The organism is Dyella sp. C9, assembly GCF_003332825.1.
Lineage (GTDB): Bacteria > Pseudomonadota > Gammaproteobacteria > Xanthomonadales > Rhodanobacteraceae > Dyella.
On sequence record NZ_QIRF01000036.1, the window covers coordinates 1 to 1,172 of the forward strand.

At 67.2% G+C, this 1,172-nt stretch carries 2 protein-coding genes; both read right to left on the reverse strand.

What is annotated here, in order from left to right:
* The coding region (locus DVU99_RS19555) for a site-specific integrase (RefSeq protein WP_198670402.1) at positions 1–335 on the reverse strand (335 nt) is incomplete at its 3' end.
* Between the two features lie 78 nt (positions 336–413).
* The gene (locus tag DVU99_RS19560; RefSeq protein ID WP_114241908.1) at positions 414–1,115 is read right to left on the reverse strand and encodes a DUF484 family protein; all 702 of its coding nucleotides are present in this window, start codon (positions 1,113–1,115) and stop codon (positions 414–416) included.
* Positions 1,116–1,172 lie beyond the last annotated feature (57 nt).

Genomic DNA, 1,172 nt, shown 5'->3' on the forward strand with positions numbered 1-1,172 from the left:
GTGCGTGGCAGCTTGCGTGCACCCTTGGGCGCAGCGAGACCGGCGGCGGGATCGTGCCGGCAGCGGCCTTCGCGGATCAGGTACTGGTACAGCCCGCGGGTGGCCGACAGCAGACGCGCCAGGCTGCGGCTGGCGAGGCCCTGCTGGTGCAGGCGAGCGACGAACAGGCGCAGGTCGCGCACCTGCAGTGCCGACCATTCGTTGATCGAGGATTTTTCACACAGCGCAGCGAGGCGCACCAGGTCGCGGCGGTAGCCATCGAGCGTGTGCACGGAGACCTGACGCTCGCTGCGCAGGTGTTCCAGATAGGCATCGATGCCAGCTTCAAGTGTCAACGGAAGGCTCCAGGCTGCAGGTCGCAGGCTCCAGGAAAAAGCACTCGGCCGCCTGAAGCCTGCAGCTTGCCGCCGCTTTCAGCGTACCGAGCGCAGTGGCGTGGAGAAGCGCGGCAGGGTGCGCGCGAGGACCTCGGCGACGTAGCCGAGGAACAGGGTGCCCAGCGAACTCTTGTAGTGCTGCGGATCGGGGCTGCCGATCGCCAGCACGCCGTGCAGGCCCTGGAAGGTCAGCGGCACCACGGCGGCGGAGCCGACCTGCTCGCGTTCGCTTTCGCAGCACAGGAAGGCCAGCTCGTGGGGGCGCAGCACGCCGCAGACGGTCTTGCCGCCGGACAGCAGGCCGCCGATGGCCTGGTGCGCTTCGGCGCTGCTCACCGAGCGGCCGACCGGCAAATTGTTGTCGCTGAACAGGATCAGGCTGACGTAGGGCACCAGGAACTCGTGGCGCAGGCTGTCTTCCACCGTGCTGACGATTTCCTCCAGGCTGGTGGCGTCGAGCAGGTCGAGCACCAGGCGGCGGGTCTTGTCGAACAGGCGGACGTTGTCGCGGGCCACGTCCATCAGCTGCGAGAGCCGAAGGCGCCTCTCGATCTTGCGCTCGCGCAGCAGGCGCACCTGGCGCTCCACCAGTGACACGGCATCGCCCGGCTGGTGCGGAATGCGCATCTCCGGGATCAGCTCGTCATGGTCGACGAAGAATTCAGGGTGCCGGCGAAGGTAGTCGGCGACCTGTTCGGCTTCGAGCGTAACGGTGGGGTCCTGCGGAGTATCGGTCATAAGCGTCCCGGTTTATTGCCTGCACCGGCTGCCACCGTCGTTGGAAACAGGCCTTAC

What these genes read in the sequence shown, in the direction of transcription:
- DVU99_RS19560 (WP_114241908.1), bottom strand. Translation starts at nt 1,115, where the DNA reads ATGACCGATACTCCGCAGGACCCCACCGTTACGCTCGAAGCCGAACAG.